Consider the following 21,088-nt stretch of genomic DNA (forward strand, 5'->3'; position numbering starts at 1 on the left):
GGAGATTTCATGCAAAGAAAATATAAATTTAAACTTGTGACTTTTATAATGTTGCTATCACTGTTACCGACTATAAATTTTAATGGATTTTCTTCAGAAAGTAAAAAAGAAAATATTAAGATAAATTATCTTGAAAAGATGCTTTCTTCTCAAGGGGTGTCAGCAGCAACTCAGACACTTATAAATAGTCAAAGCGTGAGTCCCAGTGGCACTACTTTCAATGGAAATTCAGTTTCACAACCAAATCGTACTCCACTTCCACAAAATTCAGTTGAAGATGCGATAATGCCTAATAGCTTTGGATGGCAACAAACTATCGCTAATCTAACGTTACCAACCAATCAAGTTACTGCTGTACAAAATGGAACAATTATAGGAAGTTATCCAACTACAGATGCTGGTGTTCAACAAGCGCTTTATGCAATGTATAGTGCAACTAATGCTAGCACTTCGGATTTTGTCTTATACTATGGAGCTAATACAACACTGAGTAATTCACTCCTAAAAGCAGTAGTTTCTAATCCAAGTGCGACTAATATGACATTTAGCACACTAAAAGGGCATGCTAAAAGTTTAACCTGGATTTCAAATCCAGCCGATCTACTTACGAGCTCAAATAGTTCTCAGCCCTCAGGAACAAATTATACTGTAACCTTACCCTCAAATGTCTATTTTGGAGTTCCAACTATTTTTCGCAATGTAACCGTGGCTGCAAGTGGGGATAATATTTATGCCCAAGGGAACGCATTTGCAACGACAAATGGCTCATGGATAACTGGTGCTCCTAACATTTATGGTGGAACGGACAATAGTGATATATCTGGAAATACAAACCTATATATTGGAGCAACAGGAAGTATTGCGGGCTGGAATATCTATGGTGGTAATGCATCGGCTGCAACAATATCTGGTAATACTCATGTTACGATTGCCCAGTCATCATCTACTATAAATAGTGTAACTGGTGGAAGTGCATCAGGAACAACAATTTCAGGAAATACAAACCTTGATATAAGTGGAGCTATTGCTTCTCAGATAACAAATATCTACGGTGCTGGAATTGGTACTTCTAATTCTCCTGTTAATGTGAATGGGAATGTTACAACTTATGTTAACTCAACAAATGGAGGTGCAAGATACCAACTTTATCAAGGTGGAACAGTTTATGGAAATATAAGTGGTTCAATCTATAATACTTTAAGTGGGGCAGGAGGATGGACTGGCGCAACTAGTAATATAAATGGTGCTGGTGGTCCAGCATCAACTTTTAACGGAGGTTCATTCCAAGGGAATATAGGGACATCTGGTGCCGGAAATGTTATCTCAAATAGTTACAATACATCATCCTTCACAACGGGTCAAGCTTTATTTACAGGTGGTAATGCTGGAACAGGCGCTTCATATGCTCAGGCAACCAACTCCACTACCGCGGCTCAAGGGATATTATATGCTAATATTACTAACTATATTAAATCTGCTTTTACAACTGGAACAGCTGGGGCAGTTTATGGAATAGTTGGTGGTAATGGTCATGATTCTCTAAAAATTTCTCCATCACAATGGGGACTTGGAAGTCAGACTGGTCTTGATAGTGCAGTTGGTGTAACAGATGCTAAAGCTTATGGACAGATTCCATCTACTACTGTAGTTTCAAATGCCTAAAAAATTACTAGTAATGCAATTTATGGCGATGTTTATACTTGGTTACAATCAGGTGTTATGTCAACAACATCGGGTGGTGGAGCAAACGATTGGACAGGTTATTCATATGGTGCAAGTTCAAATGGGTATCTTCAAGGACAATCAGTTTTAGAAGCTGGAACGGCAAATGCTGATAATTCTGTTGGAGGTGCTGGAGTAGTATATTGTAGTGCCATGGGAGGTACTGCAGAAACAACTCTTGCAGCCCAAGGAACAGTTGCTTATGGTAAAACTGATACAAGTTCTGCCATTAATTCCGGCTGGGATTTATGGGGAGGCGGAGGAACGGTATGGACCTATCGTCAAGCCTTTTTACAAAATGGTAATTCCTATCTTATTCACAATAATGATATTGCCCGTTGGACCTATGGAGGTCAATCTAATGGTAGTCAGGTCGGAAATTCATACAATATTTTGAATGGGGCTATTGTTGATACTCTTGAAGGTGGTGGTTATACCGCAACTACAAAGTGGGGAAATACTACAGCACAAGTCAATCAAGGTCAAGTTAATTGGTTCTTGTCAGGCGGTTCTTGGGGAGATTTGTATAATACTGGAAGTGCAACAGTAAATGTTTACAACGGATATATCAACGCTATTACCGGTGGAAACTATGGCCAAGCTGGAGTAGAGACAATTGCTGGTGATTCTACAGTCAATGTTTATGGAGGTGATTTCTCAGGTTCGCCAAGAACAGGAACAAAACAACTTTGCGGAGGTCCGTTCTTTAATGGGGCATCCTCGATTTTAGGAAATACAGCTTTAAATGTTGATTTGACAGGTTCAACTGGCTCAAGCTTCCAACTTCCTTCTGGTACATATTTATCAGGAGGAGCAGGTTATAACAATACTGTGACTCACGTTGGTTCTGGAGTAAATAACAGTATTAGTGTCAATATATCAGCAAATGCTGCATCCGGAAATGTCTTAAATGGTGCTGTTATTTACGGCGACGGGCAGTCAACTGGTTCAAATAGTACATATACAAATGTTGGTACAATCAACATGACCATTAACGCAGATGGCAACACTGTAGGTTCGGTTTATGCAACTAATTATGTAGCCATGCCAGCTTCAGGTCAAAGATACAATACGAATATAAAAATTGGGGATGGTACTACCATTTCTGGTACGATAACATCCGGAGGAAGTAGTGATAATCTAACTGATGCGATTGCCGCAGCTAATAACAATAAATCGGCTACTACATTAGGAAATAGTACTTCACATAACCCAATTACCATCAATGGTTCACTTATCAATTTTAACAGTGCAGAAATTACTGAAAAAGCAGTAGTGAATGTAGCAGGTTCTTTTAAAAATGGAGGTGGAGCTACAGCAGCAAACCACGCTGCAACTTACTCCAAACATGGTTCGATTCAAATGGATATTGATTCTACTCTTGGAATTACTTCAACATCATCCGTTGTATCAGCAAGCCAGTTAGTTGCCTATCCAAATGCAACACTTTCTACACCCTATGTCCAAACATCTGGATTGATTAATTTATCCGATTTAGATCTTTCAACCAATAAGGGTAATCTATTTTGGAAGCCGATCGGTAATCCACCAACAAGTATTAGTAATACCTATAATGGAGCCTATTGGGGAACACAAGCGGCATTCCCAATTTTGACGTTTAATGGTGGAGATACTTCTACAAAATCTGGTGCAGTAAATATTAGTCCTAATAATTTTTCTGGTGTAGATTCAGCCAAAAATTATGCATTTTTAGGGGATTATACAATGTCTTCCCTCTCCACCCCAAGTAATCCAACTTGGATTGGTTATGTTGTTCCAGGGCAGGTACGTGTATATAATACAACTGGTGATGCAGATTCAGGAAATTGGCAACATCATTTAAAATCTAATGTTACAACAGGGAATCCCGTTGCTGGTCAAACGATGCAAGCATGGGCCTCGGTAGCATCTGATACTGATGCAAGTTCGATCAAAGTAATGTATGTGATGGGATATAGTGATAGCACAACAGCTCCCTTTAGCTTCACCGCTAAAGCACCATATTACATAAAATCTAGAACAGCCACGGCATTTGATGGAAAGGTTTTAAATAATTATCCATCAACTAATCCTAATTTTGATGTCAATGCTGGAACTACTGGTGCTACACGTAACTTTAGTACGAGAGACTATTTTGTAGGAAATCAACAAGATGGCACAAACGATCAAGCAATATATGGAAGTTATATTGTACAAAATGTGGCTACTGATAACACCACTAGTCTAAGTGCTGGAAACTATATCCTACCGAATAAAGGTTCGGCAATAAATGCATCATCATTGACTCAAGCACAACTCCAAAAAATTGTTGGCTTAAAAGGAGTGGGTGTAATGACAGATATTACGATGAGTGGTGATCCATTAAGTTCAATAAATAATGCAGGTAATACGATTCAAGATCCTACTACTAGTGATACTAATGTAAAAGATAAATCATATGCAGAAATACCTGTGAGCTGGACTTTGGGAAAAAGTTCTACTAATAGTAACATTGTTGTTGTACCACAGGCAGCAGTTATTTCATCAGATAGTCAGACAGCTCTTAATGTTTATGATGCAAGTATGACAAGTGATGATGCACACGATTTAAAAGATCAAAAAGATCTGGATGGTAATTGGACCTATGCTTTAGCTTTTAAAGCGGATGGAACGATAGAAGAACCAGTGATTAGCAGTCCGTCAAATTTGGTTACAACCTTGCAAACTATACAAGCCAATAATCCAATCATTGATGGAGATGGTAATATTCGTCCTGTTACTTATACTTATAATGGATTATCAAAAGATATTACACTTAATTTAACTTTTGGCTCTATAAGTCTTTCTACACCAAATTCTTACGACTTTGGTACATTAGACGTAAGTCCTAAACCATTAATTTCATGGGCTACAAGTCCTGCCAGTGATGTGGTTGTTACGGACACACGGACAGGTTCTGCCTTGAAGCCATGGTATGTGAGTGTCGCACAAACTCAAGATTTAAAAGGTTTGACAAATAATAATAATTTGGCTTCATATCTTTTCTTCAAAGATAGTACAGGAAGTAAAGTAATTACAAGTGATGCCTTACAGATTTATGCCAATACTTCACCAACTACTGGTACTTTTAAGTTAAATCAAAACTGGAATTCAACCTCTGGTGAAGGAATCCAATTGAATATTCCGGTTGATCATCAAGAGAAGGGAACCTATGAGGGAGAATTAACTTGGTCTTTAAATAATGTACCTTCTAATTAGTTGCGTATAGCAATTTTATACAAAGTGGGATTAGTCCTACTTTGTATAACGGACTTATTTTAATTTTATTATAAGATTTTAATCAAAATACTACAGAGATGTAGTTCTAGAAAGAGAACATAATGAAAATTTATCAAAAAGTTTTACTGTTCATTGCCACTATCTTTACTTTAGGGACTGTCAGTAAAGAAGTTCATGCAAATGAATTTAATTTTTCTGTGAACCCGGTTCTTCCAGAAAACCAAATTGGCGAGAGCGGATACTTTAATTTACAAATGAGTCCAGGGCAATCGCAAACTTTGACGATTACTCTAAAAAATACTACTGACAAAACAGTAGTGGTTGAAGAAGAAATAGCTAGTGCGACAACAAATATTAACGGTGTGGTTGAATACTCACCAAATAAAATTAAAGCAGATTCAACACTAAAGTATAATCTAGTAGACTATGCCTCAATTCCAAAAGAAGTATCACTACAACCAAACTCTTCACAGTAAGTAAAAGTGAGTGTTACTATGCCAAAGGAAAATTTTAATGGTGTAATTGCTGGTGGAATTACTTTTAAAGAGAAGGACTCAGAGAAAACAAATTCTAATTCTAAGGGATTAAGTATTCAAAATAAATATGCTTACGTTGTTGCTTTACTGATGCAACAAAATAAAAATACTGTTGCGCCTGACTTGAAATTAAATAGTGTAGAGCCTAGTCAGGTTAATTATAGAAATGTAATTAATGCCAATTTACAAAATCCAATGGCTGGATATCTAAATCAAATGTATGTTCAAGCAGAGGTCAAAGGTTTAAGTAATTCTAAATTATCTTATAAGGCAAACAAAGAGATGCTGCAAATGGCACCAAATAGTAATTTTGATTATCCTGTTTCTATTGGTGATGGAAATAAGCTTGAAGCGGGTAAGTGTCGTCTATCGATGACAGTATATGGGCAAAAAAATAATGACGGAAAGTTCACTTATGTTGATTCAAAAGGAAAAGAACAAAAATTTGATTATCAATGGAAATTTACAAAAGACTTTACAATATTAGGTAAAACAGCAAGTAAATTAAATTCAAAAGATGTAACTGTTAAAAAGACTCCGTGGTATGAAAATTGGCTTATCTGGTTAGGTTTATTATTAATTCTTTTAGCTCTTTTTTTCTTGTTCTTTATTTTATGGAAGAGACGTAAAAAAGAAGAAGAGGAGCAAGATTTAGAAAAAGAAAAATTAAAAGCTCAACTTGAAGAAATGAGAGAGCAAATAAGTAAAGAAGATAATTCTGATGAGACAGACGTTTAGGTTCTACTTAGATTTTTGAATCATGATTATTTACATTTATTAAAGTTAAGTAAAAGTAAAACAAATTGCAGGAGGTTTTTTATGGCCGAGAATCAGCTATTCTATCCACGGTTAGAAGAATTAATAAGAATATCAAAAAAATCTTTTAATCAAGTTGAAAGAGATCTAGGATATCCTAGAAATGCGCTTCATAATTATAAAAACGGTGTGGAACCTTCGGGAATTCGATTGATTGAATTGGCACATTATTTCGGAGTAACACCTGAGTATTTGCTAGGAATAAACAATGACCCCAAAAATAATGGAACCAGAATTATTTTTGAAAGTCTTAATGATTATCAGAAAAAAGATTTATGCATTATTTGTCAAGAATGGTTGTTGTCTTCAAAATAGAGTAAAGAGAGTATAAACTATAAATAAAAAAAGCCTTATAAGGCTTTTTTATTTATAAAAATTAATTAGAATTTAATTATTTTTTGGGACGAACGAACATTGCATCCCCAAAACTGAAGAAACGATATTTTTCATCAATCGCATGTTGGTAAGCGTCAAGAACAAAATCACGGCCAGCAAAAGCAGCGACTAACATGACCAAAGTTGATTTTGGTAAATGGAAATTGGTGTTAAAAGCATCAACAACTTTCCATTCATAGCCAGGTTTAATGAAAATGTCAGTCCAGCCAGAATCGGCTTGGATATCCCCATCAAATTTACTACCGATGGTTTCCAAAGTACGGATTGATGTTGTTCCAGAAGCAACAATTTTGTGTCCACTAGCCTTAACAGCTCTCAATTGAGCAGCCGCCTCTTCAGTTAGACGATAAAATTCGCTGTGCATTTGATGCTCATCAACATTGTCCACACTAACAGGACGAAATGTTCCCAAACCAACATGAAGTGTTAATTCAACAATTTTGACTCCTTTGTCAGCAATTTTTTCTAACAATTCAGGTGTATAATGTAGGCCAGCAGTTGGAGCAGCAGCAGAACCATTCTCTTTTGCAAAAACTGTTTGATAACGTTCTTGATCTTGGAGTTGTTCGTGGATATAAGGAGGAAGTGGCATTTCGCCTAAGCTTTCCAAGATTTCAAGGAAAATTCCATCATATTTGAATTCAACAATTCGTCCACCATGATCAAGAACTTCTACAACGACAGCTTTCAAACGACCATCACCGAAAACGACTTCTTCACCAACTTTCATTTTTCGAGCTGGTTTTGCCAATGTTTCCCAACGATTTTGCCCCATATCTTTAAGCAAGAGGAGTTCAATATGTCCACCTGTTTCAGCGCGTTCACCGTGGAGACGGGCTGGGAGTACCCTTGTGTTATTTAGGACAAGAGCATCGCCAGCTTCAAGTTCATCAATAATATTATAGAAATGTCTATCTTCAAGCTCTTCAGTTTTAGGATCAAGAATCAACAAACGTGATTCAGAACGTTTTTCCAAAGGCGTTTGGGCAATCAATTCTTCTGGCAAATCAAAATCAAAATCATTTATATTCATAAGTTGTTTTTATTTTACTCCATTCCGTAAAAGGATTCTAAAATACATTTATTTCAAATTAGTTTAGTTGATTTAAAGGTAATTTTTCTCTCAAATCACTAAATCAATTGGTTGATAAAAAAGCAATGCATATTATTTTATTATATCATTTTTTGGATAGACTAGCTTTTGGAAGAACGAGAATTATTGTATGACAAAAACACCGTTTTTGTAAGATTATTACTAAATAATATAAGAAGTTACAAAAAAAGAAATTTTAATATTACAATGGTAAAATAAAAATTAAAAGAAATTTTATGAAAAAAAGAAAAAAAATGATTGCTTGGATTTTAGTAGTTTTATCCGTTGTTTTGGTCGGTGGCTATTTTGCAATAGGAAACTATTTTTATGACTTAGCTGTTAACGCGCATACCAATAAATCTTTTCTAACTGCCGGGAGCAAGCAGAAACCTCTTTCTAAAAAAGAAGAAGAAAGAAAAAAGGAAAATAAAGCATTTTTAGCGGATGTAAAATCCGACGCTTGGTATGTTACCTCCTCTGATAAGTTGAAGTTGAAACTCTATGCTGCGGATTATAAGCAACCAACTAAAACAAATAAATGGGCTATTGTTGTTCATGGGTATGGTGGACAATCGATCGATATGGCAAGTTGGACACGTCATTTTTACAATAAGGGTTATAATGTTGTTACGCCAGATTTAAGAGGACATGGTAAAAGTCAGGGTGATTATATCGGTATGGGCTGGGATGACCGTAAAGATATGTTGCTTTGGATTGCCAAAATTATTCAAAAAGGTCCACAGGCAGAAATTGTCCTATTAGGCGTTTCTATGGGAGGAGCAACGGTGATGAACACTTCAGGCGAAAAGCTTCCCTCTAATGTCAAAGCAATTGTGGAAGATTGTGGATTCACATCAACAGTTGATGTTTTTGCCTATCAATTAAAACAATTATATGGATTACCAAAATTTCCAGTTCTTTATGCGGCAAATACCGTTGTCAAAATGAGAGCTGGCTATGATATCTTTAAATCTTCAGCAATTAAACAAGTCGCCAAAAGCAAAACACCAATTTTGTTCATTCATGGTGATAAAGATACTTTCGTTCCATTTAAGATGTTAAACCCTCTCTATGATGCAGCAAAAGTTGAGAAAGAAAAGCTGATTGTTCATGGAGCGGGTCATGGAGAATCAGAAAAAGTTAATCCAGACTTATATTGGAGCCATGTTTGGGATTTTGTTGGAAAATATATGTCTTAATTGATTACAAAAAAGTCCTTTTTTAAAAGGACTTTTTATTTTTGCTAATGTATTTTTTGAAGACAATTTTTAGTTGACATGGAGATAATTTATGATATAATGAAAGTGTAGAAAAATTGATATATACCAATTTAGAAATGGAGCATATAAAATGAAAGTTATCGTAGTAAAAAATCAACTCGAAGGTGGAAAAATCGGACTTGACCTTCTTAAAAAATCAATGGCTAATGGTGCTAAAACATTGGGACTTGCAACAGGCTCAACACCAGTAGAATTTTACAACCAAATTGTTAACTCAGACCTTGATTTTACAGACATGGTTTCAGTAAACTTGGATGAATATGTTGGACTTGACGGTTCAAATGATCAATCTTACCGCTATTTTATGACTAAACATTTGTTTGGAGAAAAACCATTTAAAGAAAACTTCTTACCAAATGGTAAAGCAGCTGATCTTGAAGCTGAAGCAAAACATTATGACCAAATTATTGAAGAAAATCCAATTGACTGGCAAATTCTTGGAATTGGTCAAAATGGACACATTGGTTTTAATGAACCAGGAACACCTGCTGAAATTACAACTCATGTTGTTGACCTTCAAGAAAGCACAATCAAAGCCAACGCACGTTTCTTTGAATCAGAAGCAGATGTACCACGTAAAGCAATTTCAATGGGACTTGCTTCAATTATGAAATCAAAAAATATTGTTTTGATGGCTTATGGTAAAGAAAAAGCTGAAGCAATCAAAGGAATGGTTGAAGGAGAAGTGACAACAGAGCTTCCAGCATCAATTCTTCAAAACCACGCTAATGTTACTGTTATCGCTGATGAAGCAGCTGTATCATTGTTGAGCAAATAAAATAAAAAAAAGTCCTGACAGGACTTTTTATTTACTGACAGAAATTCTGTCAGTATTTTTTTATCTTTTTTTATACTTACGGTGATTATCAACAACTTCTGAAACGGAGTAATCTGTCTCATCATTGAAAGAAATATTATGATTCAAATCTAAATATTGATTAAACATGTTTTCGTATTCAGGAATTGATAGACGGGTTCTTGCATCCAACATTGATTGATGTTCAATTTTAAGTAAATGATTTTCATAACCTTCAACAAGCTCACCAGAGAAAAACTCAGCAACAGTACCAGAACCATAACTAAAAAGTCCAATACGCTGACCAGCACTCAATTTATCAGAGTTTTCCAAAAGTGAAATCAAACTCAAATAGAGAGAACCGGTATACAGATTACCCACACGACGATTATAAACGATACCACGTTCAAATTGTTCCATTAATTCTTCAGCATTGGCTGGTTTTTCAGATTCAAGCATTGGCAATAAAGCTTTTTTACCCATTTTAGTATAAGGGGTATGAAAGGCGATAGCTGCAAAGTCTTCAAACTTTAAATTTGTTCTATGGCTATACTCTTTCCAGATTTTAGCAAAAGCATCGATATATGTTTCGTTTGAAAACTTACCATCAACAGAAGGATAAGCCTGACCAAAAGGACGCCAAAAATCATAGATGTCTTGAGTTAAAGCAACGTTATCATTATTTAAGGCCAAAATTTTAGGATCGGCCGTAATAAGCATTGCAACACTTCCAGCGCCCTGAGTAGGTTCTCCACCAGTATTTAGCCCATATTTGGCAATATCAGAAGCAATAACTAAAACTTTAGTATCAGGATTCAAAAGAACGTGGTCACGAGCAAGAGCAAGGCCAGCAGTAGTTGCATAACAAGCCTCTTTCATTTCAATGCTTCGAGCAAAAGGTTGAATACCAAGCAAATCGTGAACAACAACGGCTGAGGCCTTTGATTCATCAAGACTTGATTCAGTACCAACGATGATCATGTCAATGGCTTTTTTATCTTCCTCAGTCAAAATACTTGCTGCCGCGTTAGCAGCAAAAGTAATAATATCTTGAGTAGCAGGATTGACTGCCATTTCATCTTGACCAATACCAATTTGGAATTTTGCAGGGTCAACATTACGAGCATTTGCTAAATCCCTCATATCAACAAAAGTATTTGGGACAAAAAATCCAAGTTTATCTATACCGACTTTCATATTTTAAAAATTTCCTCACTTATTATTATAAAAGAAAGGAACTCCTTTCAATGTCTTTGGAATGCTTTAATTTTATCATAAAAATACGTTAAATTCTTTGCTAAGATATTTTCTTTCTATAAAATACACACAATTAATTTTTTGTTTAATTAATAAAAATTGGAATTAAGTAAATTGGTTTGTATTTTAAATGGTACAAAAAATGCTTGAATAGAGTCATTGATTAGATATTGTTTATTAATTTAATGTAAAGAGACTTTGACAAAAGTAGTTTAAAATATGCTATAATGGCTTTCGGAGGTTCATTCGTGAAAGAAATTGTAATCATTGACGCCTTAAGAACACCAGTTGGAAGATACGACGGTGCTCTTGCTGAATATTCAGCAGCAGAACTTGGGACACATGTTGTTTCAAACTTATTGTCAAAACATGAAAATATAAAATCAGATGTTGAACAAGTTATTTTTGGGAATGTTCTTCAAGCTGGTAATGGTCAAAATATAGCACGTCAAATTGCGATTCATAGTGGTCTATCTAATACAGTGCCCGCTTCAACAATCAACGAAGTTTGTGGTTCAGGAATGAAAGCAGTGATTTTAGCTAAACAACTTTTACAGCTTGGTGAAGCAGAAGTTGTAATCGCTGGTGGGACAGAATCTATGTCTAATGCCCCAATTATAAAGAATCGAAAAACTCAAGAAGAAACATTAAGTATGTTAAATGATGGCTTAGTTGATGCCTTCTCAGGAATTTCTATGGGGATTATTGGTGAAACTATTGCTGAACAATTTGATATAAGTCGAGCAGACCAAGACGCTTTTGCGCAAAACTCTCAAGAAAAAGCGGTCGCTGCAAGTCAAGCCGGAATTTTTAAAGAAGAGATTGTTGCGATTGGAGAAGTCGGAGTCGACGAAACACCACGTCCTTCTTCTAGTTTAGAAAAATTAGCCACTTTAAGGACAGCTTTCAAAGAAAATGGAACTGTGACAGCAGGTAATTCTTCTCCTGTTAATGATGGAGCTTCAGCTGTCATTCTTGCAACGAAAGACTATGCTGAAAAACATGGGATTCCGTACCTAGCAGAACTAGTTGATAGTACAGAAGTTGGAATTGACCCTGCTATTATGGGAGTTTCACCAATTGAAGCTATCAAAAAATTAATTAATCGTTCAGAGCTTGAACTTTCAGATATTGACCTGTTTGAAATTAATGAAGCATTTGCAGCATCAAGTCTTGCTGTCAATCGTGAACTTGGTTTAAATGAATCACAAGTTAACATTTATGGTGGTGCAATTGCATTAGGTCATGCTATCGGTTCAAGTGGTTCTAAAATTCTCACGACTTTGTCTTATGCCTTAAAACGTGAGCAAAAACGCTATGGAATTGCTAGTCTTTGTATCGGTGGAGGCCTAGGTTTGGCTGTTCTTTTAAAAAATCCTAACCTTTAAAAATTATTGTGGTTTAAACAAGTAATTTTTAAGAAATTAATGGAGGAATTGCCCAGCTTATCTGGGCATTTTTGGAAAATATGAGAAAAAAATTTTATCAAATGTCGCCCAAAGAGCGATTAGATTCATTGAATCTGTCAGAAGATACTCAGGAAGTTTTGAGTGAAATGGCTTTAGATACAAATATTTTAAACAATCTAATTGAAAATCAAATTTCCGAATTTGAATTGCCAATGGGACTTGCTCAAAATTTTGTCATTAATGGAAAAGAATACATCGTTCCGATGGTTACAGAAGAACCATCAGTTATAGCTGCTGCGAGTAATGGAGCAAAAATAGCGGAAAGTTTTACGGCTAAAATAGATGAACGGTTAATGCGTGGGCAAATTGTATTTTATGACGTAAAGAAACCAGAAGAAATTATTAAGAAAATATCTGAATGCAAAAATGAAATATTTGAACAAGCTAAGCTTTCGTATCCTTCAATTATTAAGCGTGGGGGCGGTTTGAGAGAAATTTCGAGCAGACTTTTTTCAAGTGAGAAATTTATTTCAGTTGATTTCAAAGTGGATGTCAAAGATGCAATGGGTGCCAATATTATTAATTCTATATTAGAAGGTGTAGCAGAACTTTTTCGTGGCTGGTTTTCTGAGGAAAAAATTCTGTTTAGCATCCTTTCAAACTATGCAACTGAATCTTTAGTAAAAGTGAGCTGTGAAATTTCAGTTGATGCTCTTTCAAAAAAAACAAATGGTTTAGAAATTGCTCAAAAAATTGCAGTTGCTTCACAATACTCAAAAATTGATCCTTACCGTGCTAGCACACACAATAAAGGGATTATGAATGGGATTAATGCTGTAATTCTTGCAACAGGAAATGATACGCGAGCTATTTCAGCAGCAATTCATGCTTATGCAGCAAAAGAAGGAACATATCAAGGTTTGGCTAAATGGGAAGTTCATGCCGAAAAGTTATTTGGAGAGTTAGAAATTCCTTTACCTGTGGCGACCGTTGGTGGTGGGGTGAAAGTCTTACCTAAAGCACAAGCGGCAATGGAAATTTTAGGAATCACAGATGCTAGAGAACTGGCCAAAGTTATCGCCGCAGTTGGTTTAGCACAAAATTTAGCAGCTTTGCGCGCACTTGTTTCAGAAGGAATTCAACAAGGACATATGAGCTTACAGGCTCGCTCTTTGGCATTATCCGTGGGTGCAAAAGCAGATGAGATAGCAGTCATAAGTCAGCAACTTCGGCAGGAAAAAGTGATGAATCAAGAAGTAGCTCGCCGTTTATTAAATAGTCTCAGAAACTAAAAAAGAACTGTCAAGATTTTTTCTTGACAGGCCGAAATTAGTCTGCTATAATATTAAATATAATAAAAATAGAAATAGGAAATATAGAATGTCTGTAAAAATTCGTTTGACTCGTATGGGTTCTAAGAAAAAACCTTTCTACCGTATCAATGTTGCTGATTCACGTGCTCCACGTGATGGTAAATTCATCGAAACAGTTGGGACTTATAACCCACTTGTAACTGAAGAACAAGTAACTCTTAAAGAAGAACGCGTATTGGAATGGTTGAGCAAAGGAGCACAACCTTCAGATACAGTTCGTAACCTTCTTTCAAAAGCTGGTGTTATGAAAAAATTCCACGAATCAAAACTTTCTAAATAATTTTTGAGATAAGCTGCTTTTTAGCAGCTTTTCGTGAATAAAGAAATCACATATATTGAACTTGAAGATTTTTCAAGTTAGAGTAGAGGTAAGAAATGCAAAAAGATGTGAAAGAATTAGTTCTAACAATTGTTAAACCATTGGTTACTCAACCAGATGAAGTCTCTTTGGAACTCATTGAGGGTGAGGAATTTATGGAATATCACCTTAAAGTTGCGGAGGGTGATATCGGTCGAATTATCGGACGTCAAGGTCGGATTATTCAAGCAATTCGCACAGTGGTTTACTTTGTTCCTGTAGAAGGAAAAAAAGTTCGACTTCTTGTTGATCAATAAGAATTAAAGGCTCACTTAGTGGGTCTTTTATTTTTGCTACTGATTCGGATTTTACTTATTTTAAAGTAAATTAAATATTAAAAGAGTTGGAAGAGTGAGGTTTTTTAGATTAGACGAATATTCCTAATAATAATCAAAGACTTCTTTAAGATTCACTTTAATTGTATGAAAAATTATGCTAGAATGAAAAATATTGATTAACAATTGTAGATACAATCGGTTATAAATATAAATAAACTGATTTTTTATATAGGTGGAATAATGGATAAGAAAAAAGGAATCTTATTAGTAGCTTTGGGAACTCCGCGCTCATGTGAAGCAGATGATGTGAGGGATTATTTAAAAGAATTTTTGGGTGACCCTCTTGTTATACAAAAACCAAGATGGCTTTGGTTGCCGATTTTAAATGGAATTATTTTAAAAGTTAGACCGCAAAAATCAGCAGAGATGTATAAAAAAATCTGGACAGATGAAGGTTCCCCTTTGATGATTTACACAGTAGCACAAGCAAAGCAACTACAGGATATGCGCGAAGATTTTGATGTTCGTTTTGCCATGACTTACGGAGAGCCACGCATTGATAAAGTAATCGCTGAGATGAAAGAATCTGGTGTTGAAGAAATTACTGTTCTTCCACTTTACCCTCAATATTCTTTAACAACAGTTGAACCTGTAATTCAACAAGTTAAAAAAATTGATGATAAGATAAAAGTAATTAGAGATTTCCACAAAGTAGAATCTTATAGCGATTTACTTGCAGAGTCTATTAGAGAAAAGTGGCAAGCAAATGACTATGATAAATTGGTCCTTAGCTATCATGGAATTCCCTTGTCCTACGTGACCAAGAAAAAAGATGCTTATGAAGAGCAATGTAAAGAAACAACACGTTTGGTAGTAAGTAAACTTGGTTTGAGGGAAGAAGAATACGAGCATACTTATCAATCAAAATTTGGTCCTGAAAAATGGTTAGAACCTGCGACTATTGATAGAGTTGCTGAACTTCCCAAAGAAAATGCTAAAAAAGTATTGATCTGTTCACCAGCATTCGTTGCAGATTGTTTAGAAACTTTATTTGAATTAGAAATTGAAAATAAAGAAGTATTTGTTGAAAATGGCGGAGAAACATTTGATTTTGTTCATCCTTTTAATGACTCTTTAGACTTTACTAGAGTATTAAGTGAAGTAGTTGACCAAAATAGACTCTGAGAAATAAAATCATTATTTTATTAGTTTTGGCCTTTAAATTTTATAACATTACTAAAGAGAAATAGGATTTGTTATAATGGTTCATAATATGCTAAAAATAGTAAGGAAATCCAATGAAAAAACAGTATTAAATTATTTCAATGAAAGACCATTACCGAATTCGCCTTGGAATTTTTGAGCCAGACCAAAAAGCAAAAGCGGTAGTACAATTAGTTCATGGATTTGGTGAATACACAGGTCATTATCTCTATTTAATTAATGAATTAGTCAATGCTGGTTTTGTTTGCCTAATGCACGATCAGAGAGGACATGGTGTTTTGGCAGCTGCTAATCCAAAACTTCAAGGACGAGCTAGAGCTTACGAGAGCCTAATTAGCGATGTCTTAGAAGTGAGGAAGATAATTGGTAAAAAGTATCCAAAACTACCGGTTTATCTGTTTGGACATAGTATGGGGGGAAATATTTCACTCAATGTTCTTCTAAGAAATATTGAAAATCAAAAACTTTACCAAAAAGCAGTAATTGAATCTCCTTGGCTGGCGCTGACAAACCCACCAGCCGTCCCGCTTCAAAGACTGGCAGGTTTTTTAGGAAAAATAAGTCCAAAAATTCGAGTTCGAACAGGCTTAAAAGTTGAAGCAATTTCTCACCGAAATGATTTAGTAGATTTAGTAACCAAAGATGGAATATATCACGAACTTCTTTCTTTGCGGCTCTTTTCACAGATTATGGAAGCGGGGCGTTTTGCACAAAGTCAGGCTGGAAATTTGAAAATACCAACTTTATTATTCTGTGGTGAATCAGATCAGATTTGTTCGCCCGTAGCCATTCGTTCATTTGCAAACAATGCTGGGGAAAACTTAGAATTAATAGAGATTGCAGATGGTTACCATGCTCTCCATTTAGATACAGAGGCAGAGAATTTTATTGAAAGAACTAAAGATTTTTTTCTAAAAGAAAATTTTTAATTAGTATCAAAGTAAATATAAAAAAAAGAGTCATTCAATTTGAATGGCTCTTTTATTAATTAAACTAAGGAAATTTTTTTCATTCAAGGAAAAGATAGCTTTTCTTGAATAATAGACTTAAAAAATAGTTTTATTTAAATCAGGACTTATTAGGTATGGTATAATTGTAGAATGGAAAAATTTTACAAGGTAGGAACAATTGTTAATACACAAGGACTTCAAGGAGAGGTTCGCGTGATGCCATCGACAGATTTTGCTCAAGAACGCTTCTCAAAAGGTTCAGTTTTGGCACTTTTCGATGATAAGGATAATTATATTCAAGATTTAAAGGTGAAATCTGGTCGCCCACAAAAGAATTTTTATGTCGTTAAATTTGAAGGATTTTATCATATTAATGATGTTGAAAAGTATAAGGGATATATTGTCAAAATTGCAGAAGAAAACCAAGAGGATTTAGATGATGGAGAATTTTACTATCATGAAATCATTGGCAGTGATGTTTATGAAAATGATATCCTAATTGGTCAAATTTCTGAAATACTTCAACCAGGGGCTAATGATGTTTGGGTTGTTAAACGTAAAGGAAAACGTGATTTATTATTGCCTTATATTCCGCCAGTTATTTTAAACGTAGATGTGAATCAACACCGAGTGGACGTATCTATTATGGAAGGATTGGATGACTAGAAATATGAGAATTGATATTTTAAGTATCTTTCCGGAAATGTTTGGCCCACTTAATCAGTCAATCGTAGGTAAAGCTCAAGATAAAGGTATTTTGGAGCTACATACACATGATTTTCGAGAAAATGCAACGAATAAACAACGTCATGTTGATGATATGCCTTATGGTGGTGGTCAAGGGATGTTATTAATGCCACAGCCAATCTTTGACACAATGGATAAAATACCTCAGAAGCCTGAAAAACCTGCGCGTGTTATTCTTTTAGACCCAGCTGGGAAAAAATTTGACCAAAAAATGGCCGAAGAATTATCTCAAGAAGAGCAATTAATTTTTATTTGCGGACATTATGAAGGCTACGATGAACGCATTAAAACATTGGTGACGGATGAAATTTCATTGGGAGATTTTGTTTTAACTGGTGGAGAAGTTGCAGCAACGGTGATGGTTGATGCGGTTGTGCGTTTAATTCCAGGTGTTTTAGGAAAAGTGGCTAGCCATGAAGATGATTCTTTTTCTAGTGGACTTTTAGAATATCCGCAATATACTCGCCCAGAAGATTTTAGAGGGATGAAGGTTCCTGAGGTATTAATGAGTGGTCATCATGAAAATATTCGTAAATGGCGGTTAAAAGAATCTTTGAGAAAAACCTTAGAACGCCGTCCAGATTTATTGGATAAATATGAGCCTAATGAAGAAGAGTTAAAAATGCTACAATTATTGCGTGAAAATGTTCAAGATGTGGTAGAATGAAGTAGTGTTAAGATTTTAGTTGAATATTGGGGAATATCCTCTGAATTTGGATGATGAAATCTTTGTTCTTATTGTTCATATCTGGATATAACTAAATTTATAATAAAAAAATAGGGGATTTTAAAATGGCTTTAACGATCGAACGAGAACAAGAATTTGTTAACCAATTTCATTATGATGCTCGTAATTATGAATGGGAAAAAGAAAATGGAACACCTGAGACTAATCTAAATGTTCAATTTCAACTTGTTCCCAAAGAACAACTTGAAAAACTTGGTGAAGGTGACACTGGTATTCACGCTGTTTTGACTTACTTGATTGTACTAGATAATATTGTACTTTCTGGTTTTGTGAGTCAATTGAACTATGTACGTGGACAAATTATTAAGGAACAAGAAGAACTTGAACAAGAGGAATTAGCCCAACTTGCGGCGCCTTTGTTTGAACTTCTTAAACGCTTGGTCTATGAAACAACAGAGGTTGCCTTAGACCAGCCTGGAATAAACTTGGGATTTTAATTAATAGAATAGAATTTATGAAATTAGCTGTTATTACTGACTCTTCGGCAGATTTTGCTGAAAAATATAAAACTTACGAAAATCTTTTTGTCTTAGATATTCCAATTTCCATTGATGGAGTGGATTATGATTTGCAAAAAATTTCTCATGAAGAATGGTACGATCTTATGGCGGAGGCCCAAGAAGTACCTAAAACTTCGCAACCTAGAGTTGCTGAACTTGATAGACTTTTAAAAGACTTAGAAAAACAAGGGTATACTCATGTTTTAGGTCTGTTTTTGCCAGCAGCAATTTCTGGATTTTACCAAAATATTTTTTACTTACAAAGTGAATATGAGCAAATGAAAGTAGTATTTCCTGAAACTTTTATTACCTCAAGTCCGTTGGGCTATATGGTGGAAACAGTATTGGATTTGGCAGAAGCTGGTGTCGAATTTGAAGAAATTATCGCAAAGTTTGAAGAACAAAGAGACGGTGACCGTGCTTATATGCTTGTCGATGATTTACATTGGTTAGCAAAAGGTGGGCGTTTGTCTAATGGTGCAGCTGTGCTTGGGACTTTATTAAATATTAAGCCTGTGCTAACTTTTAGTACTGAAGGTAAGGTTGAAGTTTTTGAAAAAGTTCGGACTGTGAAAAAAACGATGAGCCGGATGAAGGAACTTTTGTTAAAAGATGCCAAAGATCCTTTGGCCTACAAAGTTTATGTTATTCATACTAGAGCTGAAGATCGGGCACAAGAGTTATATGATTATGCTTTATCTCAAGGTTTTGATGATGTGGAAATCGTCACTTTTGGGCCTGTTATCGCAACTCATTTGGGCCTGAATACAGTGGCTTACGGTATTTCACCAAAAAAATAAAGCACGTTTTTACGTGTTTTTATCTAAAAACAAATATTCTGAATAATAAAAATAATAGCTACTTCTATAAAATACTAATTTCTTTATAAATGAATGGGGGATGAAATTGAATAAAATTAAAGTGATTGTTGCTGGATTTCGTGGAAAAATGGGAGCTACTGCGGTACAAATGATTCTGAATGCTCAAAATTTTGAACTTGTGGCTTTATTAGGAAAGAAAGAAGAAGTCTCAGAAGCGTTTGGAGTTCCTGTTTTTAGTCGAAAAGAGGATTTGATTGGATTTGATGCTGACATTTGGCTAGATTTAACGGCTCCTGAAGCGGCTTATAAGAACACTCGTTTTGCTTTAGAAAATGGCTTTAGACCAGTGGTTGGAACGACTGGGTTTACCGATGATGAAGTGGCAGATTTAATTAAATTTTCTAGAGAAAAAGAATTGGGTGGTCTTATTGCACCAAATTTTGCCTTGGGTGCGGTTTTATTGATGCAATTTTCTAAGCAGGCTGTTAAATATTTCCCAGATGTGGAAATTATTGAATTGCACCATGACGGGAAAAAAGATGCTCCTTCTGGAACTGCTGTGAAGACAGCAGAATTGATGTCTGAGGAACGTTTGGCTCATCATCAAGGGGCAGTGGATGAAAAGGAAGCTTTAGCTGGTGCTCGTGGTGCCGATCTTGAAGGAATGAGAATCCATTCGGTTCGTTTACCTGGTTTGGTGGCTCATCAAGAGGTTATTTTTGGTTCAAAAGGTGAAGGGCTGACTTTACGTCATGATTCTTATGATCGTTCAAGTTTCATGACCGGTATTGCTTTGGGAATTCGTAAGGTAATGACGGTGTCTGAGTTAAAATATGGTTTGGAACATTTTTTGGATTTATAATATTTACTGACGAAATAGATTGTGACCGAATGATTAGTGAGGGATTTTATGAGTGAATTAGAGATTCGTAGATTAGAATTAAGTGATGCAGAAGCTTTTATGGTTTATATTGCCAATTGGGCAACAGATACAAGTCCTTTTAAAATCGATGCTGTTAAAGCTTATGCGGAGCTTTCTTTGGAAAAATTTTCGGACTATGTGGAAAAAACTCATAGAGAAGAAACTTTTGCTGAAAATCCCGATTGGTCAACAGCAACTAAATATTTTGCTTTTATTAATGGGCAAATCGTTGGTGAAATTTCTTGTCGTTGGCAAATCGAAAAAGGAATTTTGTTAGAATGGGGTGGTCATATTGGTTATGGTGTGGCTCCTGATTTTAGAGGACATCATTTTGCTGAAGAAATGGTTAGATTTGTTCTTCCTAAATATCGGAAACATAAGATTTCTCAGGTCATGATTTCTGCTGACAAAGAAAATTTGGCAAGTCGTAAAAGTATTGAAGCAAATGCGGGTATTTTGGAAAATATTGTAGATATTGATGGTGATGAAATTTGTCGTTACTGGATTAATTTAGAAGAACAATAGGATAAAATTACTGATGGATTGCTCGGGTTAATCTGGCAGAGCGTCGAGACGAATTCACAGGTGAATGATACAGGGTAAA

The 21,088-nt window shown here is 35.3% G+C and carries 19 protein-coding genes and 1 pseudogene; 18 read left to right on the top strand and 2 right to left on the bottom strand.

Annotation, left to right across the window (positions count from 1 at the left end; genetic code table 11):
* Window positions 1-9 precede the first annotated feature (9 nt).
* The 4 genes and pseudogenes from MHB61_RS01325 (at window position 10) to MHB61_RS01340 (ending at window position 6,647) form a co-directional block, all read left to right on the top strand.
* Window positions 10-1,662 (top strand): beta strand repeat-containing protein, encoded by a 1,653-nt coding sequence (locus MHB61_RS01325; RefSeq protein WP_249351791.1) that lies wholly within the window; start codon window positions 10-12, stop codon window positions 1,660-1,662.
* 57 nt (window positions 1,663-1,719) lie between these two features.
* Entirely contained in the window at window positions 1,720-4,959 is a 3,240-nt protein-coding gene (locus tag MHB61_RS01330) for a beta strand repeat-containing protein (RefSeq protein WP_249351792.1), read from the top strand.
* A 122-nt stretch (window positions 4,960-5,081) separates the two neighbouring features.
* Window positions 5,082-6,254, top strand: a pseudogene (locus MHB61_RS01335) (DUF916 and DUF3324 domain-containing protein).
* 81 nt (window positions 6,255-6,335) lie between these two features.
* Entirely contained in the window at window positions 6,336-6,647 is a 312-nt protein-coding gene (locus MHB61_RS01340) for a helix-turn-helix domain-containing protein (protein WP_003130721.1), read from the top strand.
* A 76-nt stretch (window positions 6,648-6,723) separates the two neighbouring features.
* Here the strand turns inward: MHB61_RS01340 and queA are convergent, their stop codons facing one another.
* Complete coding sequence (queA, locus tag MHB61_RS01345; RefSeq protein ID WP_003130719.1) at window positions 6,724-7,761, bottom strand: tRNA preQ1(34) S-adenosylmethionine ribosyltransferase-isomerase QueA; 1,038 nt, start codon at window positions 7,759-7,761, stop codon at window positions 6,724-6,726.
* 296 nt (window positions 7,762-8,057) lie between these two features.
* Here queA and MHB61_RS01350 point away from each other — a divergent pair, with 296 nt between their 5' ends.
* A complete protein-coding gene (locus tag MHB61_RS01350; protein WP_003130718.1) occupies window positions 8,058-9,020 on the top strand; it encodes an alpha/beta hydrolase in 963 nt (320 codons plus the stop codon).
* A gap of 151 nt (window positions 9,021-9,171) precedes the next feature.
* A complete protein-coding gene (locus MHB61_RS01355) occupies window positions 9,172-9,879 on the top strand; it encodes a glucosamine-6-phosphate deaminase (RefSeq protein ID WP_003130716.1) in 708 nt (235 codons plus the stop codon).
* 60 nt (window positions 9,880-9,939) lie between these two features.
* Here MHB61_RS01355 and MHB61_RS01360 read toward each other — a convergent pair whose 3' ends face one another.
* The gene (locus MHB61_RS01360; RefSeq protein WP_003130715.1) at window positions 9,940-11,094 is read right to left on the bottom strand and encodes a hydroxymethylglutaryl-CoA synthase; all 1,155 of its coding nucleotides are present in this window, start codon (window positions 11,092-11,094) and stop codon (window positions 9,940-9,942) included.
* Between the two features lie 308 nt (window positions 11,095-11,402).
* Here MHB61_RS01360 and MHB61_RS01365 point away from each other — a divergent pair, with 308 nt between their 5' ends.
* The 12 genes from MHB61_RS01365 to MHB61_RS01420 all read left to right on the top strand — a co-directional run bounded on the left by MHB61_RS01365 (window position 11,403) and on the right by MHB61_RS01420 (window position 21,009).
* On the top strand, window positions 11,403-12,542 hold the full coding sequence (locus MHB61_RS01365; protein ID WP_010906036.1) for a thiolase family protein: 1,140 nt from the start codon (window positions 11,403-11,405) through the stop codon (window positions 12,540-12,542).
* Window positions 12,543-12,622: 80 nt separating this feature from the next.
* The gene (locus MHB61_RS01370; RefSeq protein WP_010906035.1) at window positions 12,623-13,855 is read left to right on the top strand and encodes a hydroxymethylglutaryl-CoA reductase, degradative; all 1,233 of its coding nucleotides are present in this window, start codon (window positions 12,623-12,625) and stop codon (window positions 13,853-13,855) included.
* A gap of 88 nt (window positions 13,856-13,943) precedes the next feature.
* Window positions 13,944-14,216 (top strand): 30S ribosomal protein S16, encoded by a 273-nt coding sequence (gene rpsP / locus MHB61_RS01375; protein WP_003130711.1) that lies wholly within the window; start codon window positions 13,944-13,946, stop codon window positions 14,214-14,216.
* A 95-nt stretch (window positions 14,217-14,311) separates the two neighbouring features.
* Window positions 14,312-14,551, top strand: coding sequence for a KH domain-containing protein (locus MHB61_RS01380; protein ID WP_003130710.1), 240 nt, complete (start codon window positions 14,312-14,314; stop codon window positions 14,549-14,551).
* 261 nt (window positions 14,552-14,812) lie between these two features.
* Window positions 14,813-15,757: a ferrochelatase gene (hemH, locus tag MHB61_RS01385; protein ID WP_003130709.1), complete on the top strand. Its 945-nt coding sequence runs from the start codon at window positions 14,813-14,815 to the stop codon at window positions 15,755-15,757.
* A gap of 140 nt (window positions 15,758-15,897) precedes the next feature.
* Window positions 15,898-16,725 (top strand): alpha/beta hydrolase, encoded by an 828-nt coding sequence (locus tag MHB61_RS01390; RefSeq protein WP_137016702.1) that lies wholly within the window; start codon window positions 15,898-15,900, stop codon window positions 16,723-16,725.
* 171 nt (window positions 16,726-16,896) lie between these two features.
* On the top strand, window positions 16,897-17,412 hold the full coding sequence (gene rimM, locus MHB61_RS01395) for a ribosome maturation factor RimM (RefSeq protein WP_003130707.1): 516 nt from the start codon (window positions 16,897-16,899) through the stop codon (window positions 17,410-17,412).
* A gap of 4 nt (window positions 17,413-17,416) precedes the next feature.
* Complete coding sequence (trmD, locus tag MHB61_RS01400) at window positions 17,417-18,160, top strand: tRNA (guanosine(37)-N1)-methyltransferase TrmD (protein WP_003130706.1); 744 nt, start codon at window positions 17,417-17,419, stop codon at window positions 18,158-18,160.
* 125 nt (window positions 18,161-18,285) lie between these two features.
* A complete protein-coding gene (locus MHB61_RS01405; RefSeq protein WP_003130704.1) occupies window positions 18,286-18,678 on the top strand; it encodes a DUF1149 family protein in 393 nt (130 codons plus the stop codon).
* A gap of 17 nt (window positions 18,679-18,695) precedes the next feature.
* Window positions 18,696-19,541 (top strand): DegV family protein, encoded by an 846-nt coding sequence (locus MHB61_RS01410; RefSeq protein WP_010906033.1) that lies wholly within the window; start codon window positions 18,696-18,698, stop codon window positions 19,539-19,541.
* Window positions 19,542-19,641: 100 nt separating this feature from the next.
* Complete coding sequence (gene dapB, locus MHB61_RS01415; protein ID WP_003130702.1) at window positions 19,642-20,424, top strand: 4-hydroxy-tetrahydrodipicolinate reductase; 783 nt, start codon at window positions 19,642-19,644, stop codon at window positions 20,422-20,424.
* A 48-nt stretch (window positions 20,425-20,472) separates the two neighbouring features.
* The gene (locus tag MHB61_RS01420) at window positions 20,473-21,009 is read left to right on the top strand and encodes a GNAT family N-acetyltransferase (RefSeq protein ID WP_003130700.1); all 537 of its coding nucleotides are present in this window, start codon (window positions 20,473-20,475) and stop codon (window positions 21,007-21,009) included.
* Window positions 21,010-21,088: the final 79 nt, after the last annotated feature.

The sequence above is a fragment of the Lactococcus sp. FSL K6-0773 genome (assembly GCF_038006485.1).
Lineage (GTDB): Bacteria > Bacillota > Bacilli > Lactobacillales > Streptococcaceae > Lactococcus > Lactococcus lactis.